At 56.7% G+C, this 16,267-nt stretch carries 17 protein-coding genes; 9 read left to right on the top strand and 8 right to left on the bottom strand.

What is annotated here, in order from left to right:
* Positions 1–39: 39 nt before the first annotated feature.
* On the bottom strand, positions 40–855 hold the full coding sequence (gene prmC / locus AB8B75_RS12625; protein ID WP_405362727.1) for a peptide chain release factor N(5)-glutamine methyltransferase: 816 nt from the start codon (positions 853–855) through the stop codon (positions 40–42).
* A gap of 14 nt (positions 856–869) precedes the next feature.
* Positions 870–1,925 carry a peptide chain release factor 1 gene (prfA, locus tag AB8B75_RS12620; protein WP_405362699.1) on the bottom strand — a complete coding sequence of 352 codons (1,056 nt, stop codon included), beginning with the start codon at positions 1,923–1,925 and terminating at the stop codon, positions 870–872.
* 62 nt (positions 1,926–1,987) lie between these two features.
* On the opposite strand from prfA, the gene AB8B75_RS12615 reads away from it, so the two are divergent.
* The gene (locus tag AB8B75_RS12615) at positions 1,988–2,275 is read left to right on the top strand and encodes a hypothetical protein (protein WP_405362697.1); all 288 of its coding nucleotides are present in this window, start codon (positions 1,988–1,990) and stop codon (positions 2,273–2,275) included.
* On the opposite strand, the gene AB8B75_RS12610 is transcribed toward AB8B75_RS12615, so the two are convergent.
* From AB8B75_RS12610 to AB8B75_RS12595, 4 genes are read right to left on the bottom strand one after another with little or no spacing between them, the layout of a single operon-like run.
* Entirely contained in the window at positions 2,213–2,614 is a 402-nt protein-coding gene (locus AB8B75_RS12610; protein ID WP_405362695.1) for a DUF1499 domain-containing protein, read from the bottom strand. The two genes, AB8B75_RS12615 and AB8B75_RS12610, sit on opposite strands and share 63 nt — an antisense overlap.
* A 57-nt stretch (positions 2,615–2,671) precedes the next feature.
* On the bottom strand, positions 2,672–3,622 hold the full coding sequence (gene speB / locus AB8B75_RS12605; RefSeq protein ID WP_405362693.1) for an agmatinase: 951 nt from the start codon (positions 3,620–3,622) through the stop codon (positions 2,672–2,674).
* Entirely contained in the window at positions 3,619–4,593 is a 975-nt protein-coding gene (gene speB / locus AB8B75_RS12600; protein ID WP_405362692.1) for an agmatinase, read from the bottom strand. The genes speB (AB8B75_RS12605) and speB (AB8B75_RS12600) overlap by 4 nt, the downstream gene beginning before the upstream one ends.
* A gap of 4 nt (positions 4,594–4,597) precedes the next feature.
* On the bottom strand, positions 4,598–5,767 hold the full coding sequence (locus AB8B75_RS12595) for a M20 aminoacylase family protein (protein ID WP_405362690.1): 1,170 nt from the start codon (positions 5,765–5,767) through the stop codon (positions 4,598–4,600).
* 63 nt (positions 5,768–5,830) lie between these two features.
* Here AB8B75_RS12595 and mazG point away from each other — a divergent pair, with 63 nt between their 5' ends.
* The 4 genes from mazG (at position 5,831) to AB8B75_RS12575 (ending at position 9,804) form a co-directional block, all read left to right on the top strand.
* Positions 5,831–6,643, top strand: coding sequence for a nucleoside triphosphate pyrophosphohydrolase (mazG, locus tag AB8B75_RS12590; protein ID WP_405362688.1), 813 nt, complete (start codon positions 5,831–5,833; stop codon positions 6,641–6,643).
* Between the two features lie 249 nt (positions 6,644–6,892).
* Positions 6,893–7,834 (top strand): nucleoside hydrolase, encoded by a 942-nt coding sequence (locus AB8B75_RS12585; RefSeq protein ID WP_405362687.1) that lies wholly within the window; start codon positions 6,893–6,895, stop codon positions 7,832–7,834.
* Positions 7,831–8,280 carry a GNAT family N-acetyltransferase gene (locus tag AB8B75_RS12580; protein WP_405362686.1) on the top strand — a complete coding sequence of 150 codons (450 nt, stop codon included), beginning with the start codon at positions 7,831–7,833 and terminating at the stop codon, positions 8,278–8,280. Before AB8B75_RS12585 ends, AB8B75_RS12580 begins: the two co-directional genes overlap by 4 nt.
* A gap of 111 nt (positions 8,281–8,391) precedes the next feature.
* Positions 8,392–9,804 carry a protein adenylyltransferase SelO gene (locus AB8B75_RS12575; RefSeq protein ID WP_405362726.1) on the top strand — a complete coding sequence of 471 codons (1,413 nt, stop codon included), beginning with the start codon at positions 8,392–8,394 and terminating at the stop codon, positions 9,802–9,804.
* Positions 9,805–9,806: 2 nt separating this feature from the next.
* Here the strand turns inward: AB8B75_RS12575 and AB8B75_RS12570 are convergent, their stop codons facing one another.
* Entirely contained in the window at positions 9,807–10,694 is an 888-nt protein-coding gene (locus tag AB8B75_RS12570) for a DMT family transporter (RefSeq protein WP_405362684.1), read from the bottom strand.
* Positions 10,695–10,856: 162 nt separating this feature from the next.
* Here AB8B75_RS12570 and AB8B75_RS12565 point away from each other — a divergent pair, with 162 nt between their 5' ends.
* Positions 10,857–11,666: a DUF533 domain-containing protein gene (locus tag AB8B75_RS12565; protein WP_405362683.1), complete on the top strand. Its 810-nt coding sequence runs from the start codon at positions 10,857–10,859 to the stop codon at positions 11,664–11,666.
* 70 nt (positions 11,667–11,736) lie between these two features.
* On the opposite strand, the gene AB8B75_RS12560 is transcribed toward AB8B75_RS12565, so the two are convergent.
* Positions 11,737–13,050: a DEAD/DEAH box helicase gene (locus tag AB8B75_RS12560; RefSeq protein ID WP_405362682.1), complete on the bottom strand. Its 1,314-nt coding sequence runs from the start codon at positions 13,048–13,050 to the stop codon at positions 11,737–11,739.
* 344 nt (positions 13,051–13,394) lie between these two features.
* Here AB8B75_RS12560 and AB8B75_RS12555 point away from each other — a divergent pair, with 344 nt between their 5' ends.
* The 3 genes from AB8B75_RS12555 to eno all read left to right on the top strand — a co-directional run bounded on the left by AB8B75_RS12555 (position 13,395) and on the right by eno (position 16,266).
* On the top strand, positions 13,395–13,808 hold the full coding sequence (locus AB8B75_RS12555; protein ID WP_405362681.1) for a Fur family transcriptional regulator: 414 nt from the start codon (positions 13,395–13,397) through the stop codon (positions 13,806–13,808).
* Between the two features lie 249 nt (positions 13,809–14,057).
* Positions 14,058–14,930 carry a DMT family transporter gene (locus tag AB8B75_RS12550; protein ID WP_405362679.1) on the top strand — a complete coding sequence of 291 codons (873 nt, stop codon included), beginning with the start codon at positions 14,058–14,060 and terminating at the stop codon, positions 14,928–14,930.
* 61 nt (positions 14,931–14,991) lie between these two features.
* The gene (gene eno, locus AB8B75_RS12545) at positions 14,992–16,266 is read left to right on the top strand and encodes a phosphopyruvate hydratase (protein ID WP_405362677.1); all 1,275 of its coding nucleotides are present in this window, start codon (positions 14,992–14,994) and stop codon (positions 16,264–16,266) included.
* The last annotated feature ends 1 nt before the right edge of the window (position 16,267 follow it).

The raw sequence follows: 16,267 nt of genomic DNA, 5'->3' as shown, positions 1-16,267 counted from the left end.
AACCAGATTTGCGAAAATTTACTGCGTTTTCAGCGGTTGTTAACCAGGTTTCGACGCACAAACGACGCGATCATGCCCGCCCAGATCGGGGAGAATCGCCACATCACCCCAACCCTGTGCGTCAAAGATCGCTGAAACCGAACCGCCTTGCTGCCATCCGATTTCAACCAGAACGCGACCCTGTGCATTCAGATACCCCTGTGCTTGAGCAGCGATGGTTTTATAGGCAGACAAACCATCCCGTTCATCCGTCAGCGCCAAACGCGGTTCATGGTCCCGCAACTCGGGTTGCACCTCGTCCATTTCACCGAGCGACAGATAAGGGGGGTTGGCCACGATCAGATCAAATCGTCCTTCAACGGCGTCAAACCAATTGGATTGCAGGATGCTAGCGCGCGCCGCCACGCCATGACGCGCAGCATTGGCACTGGCGTGCAGGCAGGCGGCTTCGCTGACGTCAACACCCAGCCCTTCAGCGTCCAACCGTTCCGCCAAAAGCGTGACCAGGATGCAGCCCGACCCGGTTCCCAGATCGAGCACCCGGTCAAAGGGGTCCGACAAAGCCACCTCGATCAGCGCTTCGGTTTCAGGACGCGGGTCGAGTACGTCGCGGCTGATGTTGAACGCGCGCCCGTAGAATTCGCGTGACCCAATCAATTGCGACACCGGCACCCGCACCGCCCGCAACGCGATCAGATGATCATAGCGTTCCGCAATTTCGGGCGCGATGTCCTCGGGCGCGATCAATGTAACCCGCGCGGCATCAACCTTTGCCGCATACGCAAGAAGGACGCGGGCATCCCGTGCCGGATCTGGCACACCCGCCGCACGCAAACGCGCCACGGCCGTCACCATGGCTTCGGCTGCGGTCACTGCCCCATCTCCGCCATCAACCGCGCCTGCGCGTCTGCCGTTAGCGCATCGGCGATCTCGTCCAAATCACCCTGCATGACCGCGTCTAGCCTGTAGAGCGTGAGATTGATCCGATGGTCCGTCATTCGGCCTTGAGGAAAATTATAGGTCCGGATCCGCTCCGAGCGGTCCCCCGAGCCAACTTGCGCAGCGCGGTCGGCTGAGCGTTCCCCATCCACGCGCGCACGTTCCTGATCATAGAGACGGGCGCGCAGGACCTGCATGGCGATCTCACGATTGCGGTGCTGGGATTTCTCCGAGCTAGTCACTACCAATCCGGTGGGCAAATGGGTGATGCGTACAGCAGAATCGGTGGTGTTCACATGCTGACCGCCAGCGCCAGAGGACCGCATGGTATCAATACGAAGATCATTGGCATCGATCTGAATGTCCACGTCTTCCGCTTCGGGCAACACCGCAACCGTGGCCGCCGACGTGTGAATACGCCCGCCACTTTCGGTGCTGGGCACCCGCTGGACCCGGTGCACGCCGCTTTCGTATTTGAGCCGCGCAAAGACATTCTGCCCCTTGATGTGGGCCACAACTTCCTTGATCCCACCCAACTCGGTTTCCTGAAGCTCGATGATGTCAAATTTCCACCCTTTGCTTTCCGCATAGCGTTGGTACATCCGCAGCAGGTCCCCGGCAAAAAGCGCGGCCTCGTCCCCGCCCGTCCCTGGGCGAATTTCAAGCATGGCTGGTTTTGCGTCCGCCTTGTCCTTTGGCAACAGCGTCAGTTGCAATTCGGCTTCCGCCTGGGGCAACGCCGCTTTTATGCGAGGAATTTCTTCCTGTGCCAGGGCGGCCATATCGGGGTCAGACAACATCTGTTGCGCATCTTCCAGATCACGCTGCAAATGCTGGTACGCCGCGATCTGCTCGACCACCGGACGCAGCTCAGAGTACTCCTTGGCCAGCGTCGCGATATCCGCCTTCGGATCGCCGGCTGCCATTGCTGCTTCAAGATACTGAAACCGGGCCGTAATCTGTTCTAATCGGTCTCGTGGGATCATACCGTTCTGTGAGACATTGAAAGCCATTGGTCAAGAGCAGCACTCGTGCTATTGTTCTGGACATGAGATGTTTGGCCCTATTTCTGTTTTGCTTCGCTGTGCCAAGCCTTGCCGATGTGACCAGTCCCAGCGGCAAAACGGTGGACTGTTTTTGCACCGACAAATCAGGGTCCCGTATCGAACTGGGTCAGACAATCTGCCTGCAGGTCGATGGCCGCATGTTCATGGCACAATGCCAGATGTCGCTCAACGTGCCGATGTGGCGCGAAGTGGAAGAAGGGTGCCTGTCATCCTCCCTGAACACTGGCGATCAGCCCCTCCAGTCGTTTGCGGTTGACGCCAAGATCTGACGCGCCAAAGCGCAGCCTTGCATAAAGTCTGACCTCGCCCGCGTCCCATTCCACTGTGGTCAAATCGGGAAATCCGAACAGGGCGGATCGGGAGACATAGGTCACGCGACCCTGCGCTGCTGATCCCGCCAAAAGTTGCGTGCGCGGCAAGTCGGACAATGCCCGATCCAGCCGCTCAAACAGCGCCGCATCGCCCTTCAGAACCCGGATGGCACCGCCCGCGAAATCCACGTCGGATGCTGCGTCAATGGGTTGGTGCCAACGAGACTGCTCAAGCGGTGCCAATCGGACGTAGGCCATAAAAGCCACAATTAGAACAAGCAAAACACTGCCCATCATCCGCAACCCTTGTATCCTTCCTGCCGCCAATTTCCCCTCCGTACGGGTTTCGCGCGTTTAGCGGTAGGCCACACCAGGCAAAACACAGAGCAGTTCAAAAAGTATATTGGCCCCCACCAGGGCCGTGTTCCCGGTGGTGTCATAGGGGGGCGACACTTCGACCAGATCACAGCCAACGATATTTAGTCCTTTAAGCGAGCGGATCAGTTCCATCGCCTGCGGCGTGGTCAGCCCGCCGATTTCAGGCGTGCCGGTCCCCGGGGCGAAGGCCGGGTCCAGACTGTCGATGTCAAAGCTGACATAAACAGGCGTTTCCGGCCCGATATCCCGCCGGACCTCGCCACCCAGCGTCGTGAGGCTGCGGTGCCAAAGCTCTTGCGCGGGGAACTGCTGAAACCCCCAGCCTTGGGCTTCGGTAAAGTCAGCGGCGGTATAGCCGGTGCCCCGCAAACCGATCTGATAGGTCTTTTCGGGAATGACCAATCCTTCCTCGTAGGCGCGACGGAATACGGTCCCGTGGGTTTCGCGCTCTCCGAACATCTCGTCATTGACATCGGCGTGGGCGTCCACATGGACCAGCGCCACTGGCCCAAAGCGGCGGTGCATTGCCCGCAATATGGGCAGAGTGATGGAATGATCGCCTCCGATGGCCATGGGCATGGCGTCGTAATTCAGAATTGCGTCATAGCTTTCTTGCACGATCTTGAGACTCTCAACCAAAGAGAACGTATTGATCGCCAGATCCCCAAGGTCCGCCACCTGGAGACTGTCAAAGGGTGCTGCCCCGGTGCCCATGTGATATGGCCGGATCATCGCGCTTTGCGAGCGCACCTCCTTGGGGCCAAACCGCGTCCCCGATCGCCAGGACGTTCCAATGTCCAGCGGCACGCCGACAAAGGCCACGTCCAGCCCTTTAAGGTCATTCACGAACGGCAAGCGCATAAAACTGCCCATGCCGGAAAACCGGGCCAGATCATTGCCACTGACCGGTTGGTTCTTGGTTCTCATGCTTTTGCCTCTTCGCGCATCCGCCAGCCCAGCAGGCTCAGAATTTCTGTTGCGACATGGGCACCGGCAATCGCCGTGGCCCCAGTTGTGTCAAAAGGAGGCGATACCTCCACGATGTCGCCGCCGCGTATGTTGATACCCGCCAGATCGCGCAACATGTAAGCCGCTTGTGCGGAGGTCAAACCACCCCATACGGGCGTGCCAGTGCCAGGTGCATAAGCTGGATCCAGCGCATCAATGTCAAATGTCAGGTAACAGGGACGATCACCCAGGACGGATTTGATCCTGGAAACGGCTGCCGCCGTGCCCTTCTCGTGCACTTCGCGCGCATCGATAATGGTCACACCAAGCGTATCTTCGTTGGTCGTACGGATGCCAACTTGCACACTGGTCGCTGGATCAACAATTCCTGACTTCACTGCCTTGTAGAACATCGTACCGTGATCTACCCGCGAAAAGTCATCATCGACCCATGTATCGGTATGGGCGTCAAACTGCAGTAAGCTGAGGGGGCCGTATTTTTCGGCATAGGCTTTGAGGATCGGAAAACTGATGTAGTGGTCCCCGCCCAACACGACACTTGCCGCCCCTGCTTGCAGAATGCCGCGAATATGATCCGTCAACGCATCCGGGAAGGCCGGAACATTGGCATAGTCAAATGCCAGATCGCCGTAGTCTACGATGGCGCATTCGCTCAACACATCAAAGGGCCAACCATAGGGCGCATCGGGCGCTTGCAGGCTTGAAGCTTCACGGATCGCTCGCGGCCCCAGCCGCGTACCGGGCCGGTTGGTCACCGCCTGATCAAAAGGCACACCCGTCACGGCGATGTCCACGCCGGTCAAATCCTTGCTGTATTTACGTCGCAGAAAGGAGGTTGCACCACCAAAGGTCAGCTCAAAGCTGGGCCCTTTCAGATCTTCGCGGGTAAAGGCGTGATCGATCTGGGTCTTTGCATCTTCCAACGCCATGTTCTTATCCCCGGTTCACCGGTTGCGCGCGTTCGACCAGACGGGCAAAGAATGACGCGCCAATAGGGGCAATCTCATCGTTGAAGTTGTACTTCGGGTGATGGCACATCGGCCCCTCCCCCTGCCCCAGATTGACATAAGCGCCTGGGCGCGCCTCGAGCATGAAAGAGAAGTCTTCTGCGCCCATGATAGGCCGCGTGTCTTCATCTACATGTGCTTTACCCACGACGTCCGCCGCGACCTCCGCCGCAAAAGCAGCCTTTTGTGCGTGGTTGATCGTGGGGGGGTAGCCGTATTTGATCTCCAACCGTGCCTCAACACCGAAAGATGCGGCTTGTCCCGCGATGATATCTTCCATGCGCTTTACGGCCATGGCCTGGACATCCTTGCTCAAGGTACGCACCGTTCCCGTGATCTTACAGGTTTCGGGAATGACATTATGTGTCGTCCCGGAGTGGATTTGTGTGACCGAAACCACAAGCTGCTCGAGTGGGTCGGTATTCCGACTGACGATACTTTGCAGGGCCTGGACAATGCTGCACCCGGCCAGCAGCGGGTCGACCGTCGTATGCGGCATCGCTGCGTGTCCCCCTTTGCCCGTTACATAGACATTGAATTCGTCCGCTGCGGCCATGATGGCGCCGTGATTTAGATGAAACGTGCCAGTTTCATGGTCCGGCGCATTGTGCATGGCAAAAACCTGAGCGATGTCAAAGCGATCCATGATGCCTTCTTTCACCATGACTTCACCCCCGCCGCCATCTTCCTCGTCGGGTTGAAAAATCAGGGCAACACGTCCTGCGAAGTTACGTGTCTCGGCAAGATACTTCGCGGCCCCCAGCAACATCGTTGTGTGACCGTCATGGCCGCAGGCGTGCATTTTCCCCGGATGCGTCGACTTGTAATCGAGTGCTGCGGTCTCTTCCATCGGCAGGCCATCCATGTCGGCCCGCAGACCAATGGTCGGGCCTGCACCCTGCCCGTTGATCAGCGCCACAATGCCCGTCTTGGCAATGCCTTCATGAATTTCATCCACCCCGAACTCTCGCAAGCGTTCCGCCACGAAAGCCGCGGTTTTATGGCAGTCCAAACCAAGTTCGGGAATGGTATGCAGGTGCTGACGCCAAGAGGTCATTTCGGTACTCATATCAGCAATGCGGTTGACCACGGGCATGGGGTGGACTCCTTGTAGAAATATTTGTCAGGTGCTTGTGACACGACAGATGGGCGACCTGCAATGGCTGAAGACCTGATCCACGACCGTAATGCGGGTATTGAACGCTTGCTGGAAATCATGCGGCGGCTCCGGGATCCTAAAACTGGCTGCCCGTGGGATATCGAACAGGATTTCGACACCATCGCGCCCTATACCATCGAAGAGGCCTATGAAGTTGCCGATGCGATCGCGCGGCGCGACTGGTCTGATCTCAAAGGCGAACTGGGTGATCTGTTGTTGCAAACTGTCTATCATGCCGAAATGGGTCAGGAAGCGGGGCACTTTGACTTTGACAGTATTGTGCAGGAGATTTCCGACAAGATGGTCGCGCGGCACCCGCATGTTTTTGGCGAAGATTCGCGCGACAAAACGGCAGACCAGCAAACCGCCGATTGGGAAGCCATCAAAGCCAAGGAACGCGCAGGGAAAGCCCAAAAGGGCAGTTTGGCAGGTGTCGCAGTTGGACTGCCCGCCCTCCTGCGCGCCTTGAAGCTGCAAAAACGCGCTGCCCGGGTTGGGTTTGACTGGCCTTCAACCATGCAGGTGCTCGACAAAATTACCGAAGAAGCGGCGGAATTGGTCGAAGCAAAAGACCAAATGAAACAAGCCGAGGTGGAAGAAGAATTTGGCGACCTTCTTTTTGTCATGGCCAATCTCGGGCGCCATCTGGGATTGGACCCCGAAGCGGCTTTGCGGGCCGCAAACGCCAAATTCACGCGCCGTTTTGAAGCTGTCGAAGCGCGCTTGGCAGACCGCGGCAAAACTCCGGCTGAGAGTGATCTGGCCGAAATGGATGCCCTGTGGGATGCGGTCAAAGCTAAGGAACGCAGGTAGCGCGGTGGACAAGCCAGTTTGTAAACTCTGCTCTGATACGGGCCGTTCTCACAAGTTGACCACTGGCGAGGCACTGGACGATCAAAAAGCCGTGTGATCCGAGCTTTTGTCCACTCAGGAGATGACCACAAGAACCCTTTATAAGGGAATTCCAACCGGATAGGCACAGGGTTACGTGAGGCCACCTGACCGTCTGGACAAATTGGACCAAGCTTGCGACTGTCGCGCGCACTCGAATCTGGAGCATCCATGTCCCCCCGCAAAATAATTATCGATACTGACCCGGGTCAGGATGACGCGGTGGCCATTCTCCTCGCCCTTGCGAGCCCCGAAGAGATCGACGTTTTGGGCATCAGCTGTGTGGCTGGCAACGTGCCGCTGGCGCTGACCTGCAAAAACGCCCTGATCATATGCGAATTGGCGGGACGGCCCGATGTACCTGTGTACGCCGGAAGCGAGCAACCGATCTCGCGCAGGTTGGTTACGGCTGAACATGTTCATGGGGAAACCGGCTTGAATGGCCCGGTTCTGCCGGATCCCAAAATGCCTTTGCAGGACGGGCACGCCGTCGATTTCATCATCGACACCCTGCGTCGCGAACCGCCGAACACTGTGACGCTGTGTGCCCTGGGACCTCTCACGAATGTCGCAAAAGCACTGCAGAAAGCGCCGGAAATTGCCGATCGCATTCAGGAACTTGTGTTGATGGGTGGCGCATACTTTGAGGTTGGCAACATCACACCAACGGCAGAGTTCAATATTTACGTGGATCCGCAGGCGGCTGAAATCGTGTTCAAATCGGGTATTCCAATCGTGGTCTTTCCGCTGGACGTCACCCACAAGGCGCTGGTCACAAAACCCCGAAATGATGCCTTCCGGGCATTGGCGACACCCGTTGGCAACGCTGTTGCGGAAATGACCGATTTCTTTGAACGGTTCGACAAATCTAAATATGACAGTGAGGGCGCGCCTCTGCACGATCCTTGCGTTACGGCATATATCATCGCGTCCGACATTTTTTCCGGGCGCCATGTTAACGTTGAGATTGAAACCGGCTCAGAATTGACGATGGGCATGACGGTCGCGGACTGGTGGGACGTCACGGATCGACCCGCAAATGCGTTGTTTATCGGAGACCTTGACGCAGATCGGTTTTTTGATCTGTTGACCGCTCGGTTGGCAAGACTGTGAGCGCGGCGCTCACGCTCGCGACGCCCGATCATTTGGATCGGCTAGACGCACTCGTCGCGGCGTTTCATCAAGAATGCAACATATCCCTGGAAGCAGAGGCCCGTAGAGCTGGAATCATGCCTCTGCTTGAGGGGTCGCCGCACGGCGCAATTTATCTCATTGGCCCACCGCGCGCGCCGATCGGTTATGTTGCATTGACGTTCGGATGGTCTTTGGAATTTGGCGGTCTCGACGGGTTCATTGACGAACTCTACGTCCGGCCTGGTGTGCGTGGCCGCGGCATTGGTTCAGAAACTTTGCAAAGTATCCCAAGGGCATTGGCCGATGCCGGTCTGAAAGCGCTCCATCTCGAAGTTGAGCGAGACGCAGAAAAAACCCAAGAACTGTATACACGCGCGGGATTTGTTGCGCGCCCAAAGTATATGCTGATGAGCCGGTCTCAATAAGATGTTTGCAAAACTTGACACGCCTGTTTGCAAATCCACCGAGAGATTTGCAAACTTTAGTTTCTGGTTTGCAAATGTGGAAATCTGTCACGCAAAGACCATATGTCTCAGATGACCCTTACCGCTCCTTTTGATAACAGCTATGCCCGCCTGCCCAGCGCCTTTTACACGCGTCTGAACCCAAAACCGGTCCAAGCGCCCAACTTGGTGGCATATAACAAGCAACTGGGTGACATGCTTGGGATATCAGGCGCGGACAGAGATGAGATTGCAGCTGTTTTCTCCGGAGTGTCTGTTCCGGAGGGCGCTGACCCCCTGGCACAACTGTATGCAGGTCACCAATTCGGAAGCTTCAATCCGCAACTTGGCGACGGACGGGCACTTTTGCTCGGAGAAGTCATCGCCTCAGATGGCGTCCGCAGGGACATTCAACTCAAGGGTTCCGGCCCGACACCCTATTCCAGGATGGGCGACGGGCGGGCATGGCTTGGCCCGGTTCTGCGCGAGTACATTGTATCGGAAGCGATGCATGCACTTGGTATTCCAACGACCCGCGCACTCGCCGCTGTACGGACAGGTGAGGACATCATACGAGAGGCCGTGCTGCCAGGTGCGGTTTTGACACGGGTTGCCAAAAGCCATCTGCGCGTCGGCACCTTTGAGGTTTTTGCCCACCGTGGTCAGAAAGAAGAACTACAGAACCTTACGGACTATGCCATCAAAAGACATTACCCACAGGCGAACGGGCCGATGGACCTGTTGCGCGCAGTTTGCCAGGCACAAGCAGATTTGGTGGCCAAATGGATGTCCGTTGGTTTTATTCATGGCGTGATGAACACCGACAACTGCACGATTTCCGGTGAAACGATAGACTACGGGCCCTGCGCATTCATCGACGACTTTCATGCAGATACCGTTTTCAGTTCAATTGATCAAACGGGCCGATATGCTTATTCAAACCAGCCACGCATCATCGTATGGAATATGGCACAGCTGGCGACATCATTGTTGCAGCTCTATGATGATCCGAAAACCGTTTTGGACGAGGCTACTGAGATCGTGCACGCAATGCCTGCGCAGGTCGAAGCAGCCTGGCTGTCAGAATTCGCAGCGAAATTGGGCATCGCTAACCCAAAGCCGGAAGACGCGGCATTGATCTCTGATTTGCTGAATTTGATGCAACAGGACGGTGCAGATTTCACCAATACATTCGACGCTTTGGCACGGGGCGATGCAAAAGACCAGTTTTTGGACCTCGATGCCTATGAAACCTGGGCCAAGATTTGGCAAGCCCGGATTGCCACTGAGGATGGGCCGAACGCCGTCATGCAAGCGGCCTCGCCGAGGATCATTCCACGCAATCATCGTATTGAAGAAATGATCACGGCAGCGGTCGCTGGGGATGATGCACCATTTGAACGCTTGCTGAAGGCTTTGTCAGACCCTTACAGCACCGAGGATACCGACCTGATGCGACCGCCGACTAAGGCGCAGCGGGTGCCCGCAACCTTCTGTGGCACGTAATTTCACGTTCTTTTTGGCCGCCAATTGATCAGAAATATCCCGGCTGCCACGAGCGCCAAGGCAATCCAAACCTTTGGGCCAACGTCTTCATTCAATAGCAACCACCCCAGAAGCACTGCGAAGACAGGTGACAAAAAGCTGAAAGACGCCACGGAAGACGCCGGGTAAATGGTCAAAAGCCAGAACCAGGCGAGAAAACCTAAGCTTGCCACAGCGACGATTTGGAATAATAGCCCAGCGATGTGGATGATTTGCAAATCCCGTACAAGGTCACCAAAGAGCACAGCGGCCAAAAGCAGGATCGGCGCGGAGATCACGACCTGAAACATCAGTTGCTGCGCAGGCGGCACGGTTTTGAGCGGTGTGATCTTGAGGCAAAGCGCGATGCCAGCCCAACACAGCGCAGAGGTCAACGCCAAAACATCCCCGATCAGACTGGCGGTGGTATCGCTTCGGTCCAGCAAGGCAAGTCCGACGCCGCACATGGCAAGAATCAAACCAATGGTCCGCAACCCGGTCAGCCGATCAGATGGGTTCAGAAAGTGGCTGGCAATCGCAAGCCAAACGGGCATGGAATAAAAGATCACGGAAGCCCGGCTGACAGTCGTGAAGTCCAGTGCGGAAAAAAGACACATGAATTCAAGAGCAAAGAGGCTGCCTGACAAAATACCGGCCGGAACGGCCGCGCGTGGCACTTCAAAGCTGACGCCGCGCAAGCGCATCCAGACCAGCAACACCAGTACCGCTCCTGCCGAGCGCAATCCAGCCGCAAAGACCGGCCCAAACCCCCCGTTTGTGAGCTTGATCACCACCTGATTAAAGGCCAGATGCAGTGCAAAGGCGATCAGAGCCGTCGCCCCAAAGGCATCCATGTGTGATTTCGGTTCCATGCCGCACAGAGCGTCGCACGCGTCGAAATGTCAATTGCCGGTGATCACATAGGCAGATCAACCGATGGCAAAAAGGTGCCGCAACGCGATTATTCCCCTTACGGTCCCGCCAAATGATGTCACACTCAACGCACATATTGAAAACGTTGGGGGATTTCCAAAATGAGTTTGATGAAAACGCTGGCCAAGGTGGCCATTGGTGTGGCCGTCGCAAAGGGCGCGCAGAGCATGATGAAAGGCGGCGGTGGCGGCATTGGAGACATGATGCGCAATGTCACTGCCGGAACAGGCACGGGTCAGGGAACCGCGGGCATGGGCGGTGACTTACAGGATATGCTCGGCGGTCTCTTGGGTGGCTCCTCAGCGGCCGGGTCTGCAGGTGGGTTGCAGGGCGGTCTGGGTGGTTTGCTGGAAGGTCTGGGCGGTACGCAGGGCGGCGGCGGGCTCCAGGACATGTTGGCGGGTCTTGCGGGAAGCGCAGGCGCAGGCGGGCTCTTGGGCGCGCTCACAGGTCAGGCACAAGCCCGACCACAAACCAGTAACGCCAGTTTTGGGGAAGTTTTGAACTCCGCGTTCGACGCCACGCCTCAGCCGGAGATTGAACCGAGCGCAGACCAGGAAGCAGCGGCAGCATTGATGCTGCGCGCCATGATCCAGGCCGCCAAATCCGACGGCAAATTGGATGACGCAGAACGCGAAAAACTACTGGGCCAACTGGGCGATGACGTGGACGCGGAAGAAGCAAGCTTTGTCCAAAGTCAGCTGCAGGCGCCGGTGGATGTAGACGCCTTGGTCAAGGACACACCAAGCGGCATGGAAAGCCAGATTTACGCGATGTCTGTCATGGGCATCAATCTGGACGATCAGTCCGAGGCAAAGTATCTGCACAGTCTGGCACAGGCCTATGGGCTGGATGCACAGACGGTCAATGGTATTCACGAACAGCTAGGGGTGCCGTCGCTCTACACATAAAAATTACCCCGCGGTGCTTTGGCAGACACCGCGGGAAATTCATACATGGCTTGATTCACGAAATTGCGCGCTAGGCCGCGCGTTGACCGCCCCCCTCAGGTTTTCGACCCCTTCGTCTGTTGCGACCGCCGCCTGGCTTCTTGGCCTGTGGTGGCTGGCCTGCAGCTCCGTTGCCACCGCCCTGCGGTCGTCCTCCACGACCGCGTCCACGGCCCCGACCTTTCGGCTTGGTGCCCTCAGGAATGTCAACAGCTTCCCATGGGCGTCCTGATCCCACCGGGATGCTGAGCCCCATGGTTTTTTGAATGGCCTTCAATTCGCCCATCTCATCGGGGGCACAGAAGGCGATCGCTGCGCCATCCTTGCCGGCGCGCGCGGTACGACCGATCCGGTGCACATAGTTTTCCGGTACATTTGGCAAGTCGAAGTTATAGACATGTTTCACATCCGGAATATCGAGCCCCCGCGCCGCAACATCCGTCGCCACCAGCACTTTGATTTCGCCCGATTTGAAGGCGGCAATGGCGCGATCCCGTTGGCCTTGCGATTTGTTGCCGTGGATGGATCCCGCAGCATAGCCCGCCTTGACCAGGTTTTTCATGAGCTTTTCACAGCCATGTTTTGTGCGCCCAAACACCAACGCCCGTTCTTCACGGTGTTTGTTTAGCATTTCGATCAACAAGCCGGGCTTCTCGGATTTTGCGATAAAATGCACTTCTTGTGTGACCTTGTCTGCTGCCTTGCCCGGAGGCGAGACTTCCACACGGATGGGGCTGCGCAGGTAACTCTGCGCCAATTCGTTCATTTGCTTGGGCATGGTGGCCGAAAACAGCATCGTCTGGCGTTCTTTCGGGATCACACTTGCGATCTTGCGCAAGTCATGGATGAAGCCCATGTCCAGCATCTGATCAGCCTCATCAAGCACCAAAAACACCGCCTCATCGAGGCGCACAGCGCGCCGATCCATCAGGTCAAGCAGACGTCCCGGCGTCGCCACCAACAGATCAACACCGCGCTCCAACCGTTTGATTTGGTTGTTAATTGACTGACCACCCACAACCATCGCCACCTTGATCGGCGTGCCTTCGGCAAAGGCGCGCAGGTTTACGCTGATCTGCGTGGCCAACTCACGGGTCGGGGCCAGAACCAGACCACGCACCGATTTCGGCGCAGGACGCCCTTCGAGCGCCATCATCTGCGCAACAATCGGCACCCCGAAAGCCGCCGTTTTACCAGTGCCTGTCTGGGCCAGACCCATCACATCCCGACCGTTCAGAGCATGTGGGATTGCCTGCTTCTGGATCGGGGTTGGGTCTTTCAGACCCATCTCATCAAGACGTGCCACCAGCTTGACCGGCAGGTCCATCATATCAAAATCGCTCATTCTTTTCTTTCCAGCGCGCCGCATGGGACGCACCAATATTTTCACCGTGCCAACAAGGGCACCGCTTGGGACACGCAAACGGATCGCAGGTACGGCCAATTGCCAAGAACCTGTCCGTTGCGTTTGGACCCACGCGTGATTTTGGGAACATCGACGAGCCTCTGAAAAGGAGCGCATCATAAAGCTTTTGGCTTTGGCGCTCAGCACTGCTCACGCGGCAGAAGGCATCGCTTGACGTGCAGATGGAGGTTTCAGTGGCAAAAGTCAACACATCGTTCAAAACGCGTCTGGCCGCATGGCGAAAATGTCGCTACACCTGCAGGCCTCGATTCAAAGGCACCGACATGAACAAATCCATCATCAGACGCTGCGAAGCTAAAGGCCTGCGCATGACCGGGCAGCGGCGCGTTATTGCCCAGGTACTGGAAGACAGCGAAGATCATCCGGACGTCGAAGAACTCTACGCTCGCGCATCCGCCATTGACGCGGGCATCTCGATTGCGACCGTCTACCGGACGGTGAAGCTTTTTGAGGAAGCGGGCATTTTGGACAAACTGGAATTTGGCGACGGGCGTGCGCGTTACGAAGACGCCGAACGGGACCATCACGACCATCTGATCGACATGAATTCCGGAGAGGTCATCGAATTCGTGGACGCCGAAATCGAGGAATTGCAAGACAGGATCGCCCGGAAGCTGGGGTATGAGTTGCGCGGACATAGGCTGGAACTCTACGGTGTCCCACTCAAAAAAAGCTAATCTGAACCATTCGTCCATAACGTGAGCCTTTGATGAGCCAAGCGGCACTGCACGCGCATGACGCTTCTTTGGTGGCAACACAAGTTGCTCGGCTTGCAAATCACTCGCGGCGCGGTTGACGGCGCCGTGGCACACCACGAGATCCGAGACCCAATAGAAACCCACGCCGGGCCTTGACCTCAATCGTCACATCTGGGAGTCGGAAGCCAACGCGCCTATGGCTCGGATGCACACCCCTAAGGATATTTCATGGACAATCTTCGGGGCGCTGCCTTCATGTTTTTCTCAATGCTCGCATTTGCTATCGAAGATATGCTGATCAAATTCATGGCCATCGCCCTACCCGTTGGCCAAATCATTGGCATGCTGGGTTTGGCCAGCGCCGTTTTGGTTGGCTGTATTCTGGTCTTTCAACGGCAGCCGCTCTTTTCCCGAGCCATGCTCACACCCGCAATTGTCCTACGGGCCCTGGGGGAAATGATCGGTTCTTTGGGATTTGTCACAGCGATTGCTCTAACACCCCTGTCGACCGCCTCGGCGATACTTCAAGCGACGCCCCTTTTTGTCACGCTTGGCGCTGCCCTGTTCTTGCAAGAATCTGTCGGATGGCGCCGCTGGTCGGCCATTTTGGTGGGTTTCATGGGCGTCCTGATGATCATCCGCCCCGGCTTGGAAGCCTTTGATTGGTCATCTCTTTTTGCATTACAGGGGGTTGTGGGCCTCGGCATACGGGATTTGGCGACCCGGCGCGTGCCCAAGGCAACAACCACCATGCAGCTCAGCTTTCTGGCTTTTCTGGCGATCATCCCCGCGGCAGGCGTGCTGATGTGGTTCAACGGCACATCCTTTGTGCCGGTGTCCGCAGCCAATTGGCTCTATTTCACCGCCGCTTTGCTCATCGGGATTATCGCCTACTACGGGATCGTAACCGCCATGCGCGTGGGAGAGGTCAGTTTTGTGACGCCGTTCCGCTACTCCAGAATCATCTTTGCGCTCATCCTTGGCGTATTCGTTTTTGGCGAACGCCCCGATTTCTGGACGCTTCTGGGCGCTTTCATTATCGTGGCATCCGGGCTTTACACGCTCTGGCGGGAAACTAATGTTCGCGCTAACAATGCCTAACACTTTCCTTACCGGGCCCAGCCCGCTATGACCCGGTTAACAGTTTTCAAAGGAGTCTGACATGAGCACGATCATCGACATCCACGCACGCGAAATCCTCGACAGCCGCGGCAACCCAACGGTCGAGGTCGATGTGATCCTTGAGGACGGCACGATGGGCCGCGCTGCCGTGCCATCCGGCGCTTCCACCGGAGCTTATGAAGCGGTTGAGCGACGGGACGGTGACACATCGCGCTACATGGGCAAGGGCGTTCTGGAGGCCTGTGCCGCGGTCAATGGCGAGATTGCCGAAGCTCTGGTCGGCATTGACGCCACCGAACAGGTTGAGATCGATTCCGTTATGATCGAGCTGGACGGCACTGAAAACAAAGGCCGTTTAGGTGCAAATGCGATCCTCGGTGTCTCCATGGCAGCGGCAAAAGCGGCTGCAGATTACTGCACCCAGCCGCTCTATCGCTACATTGGCGGCACCTCGGCGCGCCTTTTGCCAGTCCCTATGATGAACATCATCAACGGGGGAGAACACGCCGACAACCCCATCGACATTCAGGAATTCATGATCATGCCAGTGGCAGCGGATAACATCCGCGACGCGGTCCGTATGGGCTCCGAAGTGTTTCATACCCTTAAAAAAGAACTATCTGCTGCCGGTCTCTCAACCGGCATTGGCGACGAAGGCGGCTTTGCCCCGAACATTAATTCCACACGGGATGCCCTTGATTTCATTTTGAAATCAATCGAAAAGGCAGGATACAAGCCTGGCGATGACATCTATCTAGCGATGGATTGCGCAGCGACCGAATACTACAAAGACGGGCAATATGTTCTGGCCGGTGAAGGTAAAACGCTCACCTCGGCGCAGAATGTAGAATACCTCTCGGCGCTGGTGGATGACTACCCGATCATCTCGATTGAAGACGGCATGTCAGAAGATGATTGGGACGGATGGCACGCCCTGACCGAAGCACTTGGCGACCGTGTTCAGCTTGTAGGCGATGATCTTTTTGTCACTAATCCTGTTCGTTTGGCTCAGGGTATCGAGCGGAAATCTGCGAATTCCATGCTGGTAAAAGTAAATCAAATCGGTAGCTTGACGGAAACTCTTAAAGCTGTAGACATGGCACATCGCGCGGGTTTCACCAATGTAATGTCGCACCGTTCCGGCGAGACTGAAGACGCCACAATCGCCGATTTGGCCGTCGCCACGAACTGCGGGCAGATCAAAACAGGTTCCCTTGCCCGCTCCGACCGGTTGGCGAAATACAACCAATTGATCCGCATCGAAGAAGCTTTGGGTGAAACGGCTCAATACGCCGGTCGCTCCATTCTGCGCTGAT

Origin of the sequence: Roseobacter sp. (assembly GCF_045106495.1) — a bacterium.
Classification (GTDB): Bacteria; Pseudomonadota; Alphaproteobacteria; order Rhodobacterales; family Rhodobacteraceae; genus Roseobacter.
This window is presented reverse-complemented; position numbering and strand designations above follow the sequence as displayed.